General features: G+C 64.5%; 6 protein-coding genes. 4 read left to right on the top strand and 2 right to left on the bottom strand.

All coding sequences use genetic code 11. The annotated features are described in order from the left end of the window. Positions 1–291 precede the first annotated feature (291 nt). Entirely contained in the window at positions 292–711 is a 420-nt protein-coding gene (locus tag ASF71_RS20610; RefSeq protein WP_156373023.1) for a hypothetical protein, read from the bottom strand. Between the two features lie 243 nt (positions 712–954). Here ASF71_RS20610 and ASF71_RS25445 point away from each other — a divergent pair, with 243 nt between their 5' ends. Continuing rightward, entirely contained in the window at positions 955–1,167 is a 213-nt protein-coding gene (locus ASF71_RS25445) for a hypothetical protein (RefSeq protein ID WP_056303645.1), read from the top strand. A gap of 11 nt (positions 1,168–1,178) precedes the next feature. Beyond that, a complete protein-coding gene (locus ASF71_RS20600; protein ID WP_056303643.1) occupies positions 1,179–1,481 on the top strand; it encodes a hypothetical protein in 303 nt (100 codons plus the stop codon). A 61-nt stretch (positions 1,482–1,542) separates the two neighbouring features. Here the strand turns inward: ASF71_RS20600 and ASF71_RS20595 are convergent, their stop codons facing one another. Then, positions 1,543–1,998 (bottom strand): hypothetical protein, encoded by a 456-nt coding sequence (locus ASF71_RS20595; RefSeq protein ID WP_056303641.1) that lies wholly within the window; start codon positions 1,996–1,998, stop codon positions 1,543–1,545. Positions 1,999–2,243: 245 nt separating this feature from the next. On the opposite strand from ASF71_RS20595, the gene ASF71_RS20590 reads away from it, so the two are divergent. Beyond that, complete coding sequence (locus tag ASF71_RS20590) at positions 2,244–3,194, top strand: hypothetical protein (RefSeq protein WP_056303640.1); 951 nt, start codon at positions 2,244–2,246, stop codon at positions 3,192–3,194. Beyond that, on the top strand, positions 3,191–3,514 hold the full coding sequence (locus ASF71_RS20585) for a hypothetical protein (protein ID WP_056303638.1): 324 nt from the start codon (positions 3,191–3,193) through the stop codon (positions 3,512–3,514). Before ASF71_RS20590 ends, ASF71_RS20585 begins: the two co-directional genes overlap by 4 nt. Positions 3,515–3,584: the final 70 nt, after the last annotated feature.

Below are 3,584 nucleotides of genomic sequence, written 5' to 3'. Positions count from 1 at the left end.
AGAATGCGGGCACGCTCCCAGAGAGGCTGTGACTTCGACACTCCCAGACTCTCGCGTCTGGGAGCGCTTTTTTCGTCTTATGCAGGTGCAACTCCTGAGTATGAGCCAGATGCAAGAAGGGGTATCCGAGCCCCAAAGCTCAGCAGGGCCACCTGTGGCCTACGGTGGCTGGAGTTCGGACACCATGACCTCCACCACCAACCCGAAGCCGGAGCAGTTGCAGGAGCAGGGGACGAGCCTCTTCACCACCCTCTGGACGCTCGACAAAAGCATGGCCCGCGACGCTATCCGTTACGAAGCGTCTTCGCCTGCAATAGGCGAGAGGTGCTCACCTTCAGCTGTACGTGACCACTGCAGGGCGGCCCAGACGTCGACTGCCGTAATGGCGACCACTGAGCCCAGTGCGACCCCGGCATTTCCCCGTTTGGCATTGGTCTTGTGCAGGGCGGGCAGGAGAGTGACGATATCCAGGGCGTCCCCTACGACACGGGCCCACAGCCACGTCGCGGTGTTGGTCTGGGTCAACAGGGCGGCGCCGGCTCCGATTTCCCGTGCGCCGTACAACCGCAGGAGGCCTACACGGCCGTCTAGACCCAGGCCGCGTGCCAGAGCACCAGGGGCAACGGCCTCTATAGTCCCCAGGCCCAGGCTGAAATAGCCGAGGAAGTTGGTGACACGGTTCAGGAGGTTGATCCTTTCTGGAGGGGACATGACCGCATCATCCGGAGAACGGTTGGACAGGAGAGCAGGACAATATGAGGGAGTGGGGGTAAGAACTCGAGAACCACACCCAGATTTGGTGGAGAGGCTCCCAAGAATTGTCGCTCTCAATAGGACATCACCAGTGCGTCTGGGTCACCTCGTCATCTAGGCCGACTGAGGCAGCCGCGGTTGTCCGTTGTGAGTTCGGAGGCGGTCCAGCGGTCTTTTTAAGGTAGGGGTCCGGGGCGCAGCATGACCATCATCACCAACACCCTGAAGCCCGAGCAGCTGCAGGAGCAAAAAACCGTGGAAGTGGCTCGGAAAATAGACGAGAGTGCGACCAGGACGCGAGAAGTAGGCCGCTTTCAGGACGTGTGCTTGCCTTCCACGTCCTCTGGATCGCCGGATGCACAGGGCTCTCGGCAGTGCCGGACTGCACAGAGCCTCAGCGAGGTCATGAAATAAAACCTCGAGGCGTGGACGTCGTGATGTGGCTCCTACTGGTCATCCTCGCCCTCATCGTGACGACGAACGCGGCGGGCGCGGAGCTGGACGCCCTGCGCTCGCTGGCGGCCGAGGCGGGTGCGGGGGTGGTGGTGGCATTGCGGGCCGACCAGGTGTGCGAGCTGCCCGTAGGCACCCACGCCGCGGCCTGCGACTGTGTGCCCGAAATGTCCGCCGAGCTGCGCGCTCAGGCAGGGGCGCGGCAGATCACGCTGGAGACGGTCTACCACTTCCGGCGCCGCGTGGAGCTGCAGCAGGCGAGGGCGGGCGCATGACCTCACTGCGTTGCTCTCCCTGCCCCCTTTTGAACGCCTAGACAATAGGCGCCTGGAGCAATTAGCGCAGCTTTGCCGAACGGCAAGTCTTCAGCATGTCGTCGTACACGGATTTGGTGTCTGCGTCTCCCCGGCACTGGAGCAGCATGTTGCCTTTGGCGGGGTTCAGACGACGGTAGAGGGAGAACGTGTAGCCCTCTTTGCGGGGGATCAACAGCAGCACTTCGGACTTCGCACTGGTGTCTTGAATCACCCACGATTTGTCGTTAATGATGACATTTTTTGGGATTTTCGAGTAGAGCTCGAACTTCATTTCTTCAAAGAAGCTCTTCCTCACTTGCAGTTTTCCGAAAGAGGTTTTGGCTTCCAGGGTATTCGGGACTTCAATGGCAATGGTGTAGCCATCTTTGTTCAGCCCATCGCTGAAGGTGAACCCGGGGACAACTTTTCCAGTGACCTGTTTGGCACTGGCAAGGGTGAGTACGGAAAGCACCAGGAGAACGAATGATCTCTTCACCGGGTCACAGTAGCAGGAGCTCGGCAGCGGAACAGACGCATTTGTGGGCCTGTCTGTCGGGGCCTAGCCCTCTCCTGCCCACAGATCTCCACGCGCAGGCCGTGGCGCTGGCCGCGCGCGGGGTCGGGGTGGCCAGCATCGCCCGCAGGATCGGCAGACCAATGGAACAAGTCAAACAGGCCGTGGGCTGGGTGCCCAGAGGCCGGAAAGGAACACCGCCCCCCGCCCCTGCCAGGAGTTGCCCCATGACCAGTGCCCTGATCAACCCCGCCGCCATCGCCGCCATCAAATCCCGCAGACCCGCCGGCCCGGCCAGCCCACTCGACGGACCCGGCCGCCCCGCCCCTGCTGGCTGCAACCTGACGCCCGAGCGTGCCGCCCGGCTGAACCCCCTGCAATGGCAGCGCGCATGGCTCCGGAGTTCCGAACTCGTGGCCGATGTGGTTGAAGCCGCCATGAAGCGGGACGACGGCACCGACCTCGCCGCGATGCTGCTGGATCACAGCTTGAACCTGATCGCCTACGGCATCACCGAGTTTGCCGGGACCAAGGCCAGCCCCAGGGAGCGCGTGCGCGAGCGCACTGAGACCGTGCTTCAGGTCGTCTGGCAGGGCATGTCGCGTTCCATTGACGCGGGCGTGGCCCTGGAGCGCGACGAGCTTGCGGCCGAAGCTGCCCGCATCCTGGCGGACGAGCGCGACCTGATGACCCAGGCCGCCGACGTGGCGCACGCCGAGGCGAGGGCTGCTCGGCAGGAGGTGGAGGCCCTGCGGCGGCAGATCGCCGAGCAGCGCGACCAGGCTGCGGCTGAGCTGGCCCGCGTGACCGAGGGGCGGGACCGGGAGCGGGCGAGCTACATCGAGCGCGAGCGCGGCTGGAATGAGCAGCGCCGGCAGCTCGAGCACGACCGCGCCCAGGTGATCGCCAGTCTGAACGCCGAACTCGAAGCCCTCTCGCGTCCCCTGGAGGTCCTGCCCATGCCTGCACCCGTCACCCTGCCCACCACCCCCGCTGGTCGCGCGAGCCTGTGCCGGTACGCCCGCGAGGTACTCAGCCGCCCCGATCTGAAGCAGGACGACCTAGGCGAGGTCGTCACGCCCGAACTGCTTACGGCTTGGGAGACGGCCTACCCGACCCCCGAGGCGCAGCGCGCGCACCTGCGGCCGGTCGTGGCCGGGGTCCGGGGGGCAGCGTGACCTCCACCACCAGCACCAACCTGAAGCCCGAGCAGCTGCAGGAGCTGCTGGGGAACAGCACGCCGGGCCCCTGGGCCTACTTCCCCAAGCGCAAGTACAACGAGCACCACGTCTCCGTACCGCTGGGCGACGGCTCCGGGTTCACACAGGGCCTCTTCCCGGACGGCGTGCCCACCGCGAACCCGGAGGCCGACGGGCAACTCATCGCCCTGGCGCCGGCGCTGGCCCAGGGGTACATGGCCCTGCACGCGGCGGTGCTGACCCTGATCGAGGTCAACGCAGATCTCAGTAGAGGACAACTTCAGTTTTCCCTGTTCTGAACAGCCTCAACAGGTTTGGGGATCGCCAAAAATGACGAAAGGCGGTCTTCTGGAGGTGTGAACGCACCAG

The sequence above is a fragment of the Deinococcus sp. Leaf326 genome, assembly GCF_001424185.1.
In the GTDB taxonomy this organism is placed as follows: Bacteria; Deinococcota; Deinococci; order Deinococcales; family Deinococcaceae; genus Deinococcus.
This window is presented reverse-complemented; position numbering and strand designations above follow the sequence as displayed.

Bases quoted from the DNA above. Each gene is read 5' to 3' on its own strand.
- ASF71_RS20610 (WP_156373023.1), bottom strand. From the start codon at position 711: ATGTCCCCTCCAGAAAGGATCAACCTCCTGAACCGTGTCACCAACTTC.
- ASF71_RS25445 (WP_056303645.1), top strand. From the start codon at position 955: ATGACCATCATCACCAACACCCTGAAGCCCGAGCAGCTGCAGGAGCAA.
- ASF71_RS20590 (WP_056303640.1), top strand. From the start codon at position 2,244: ATGACCAGTGCCCTGATCAACCCCGCCGCCATCGCCGCCATCAAATCC.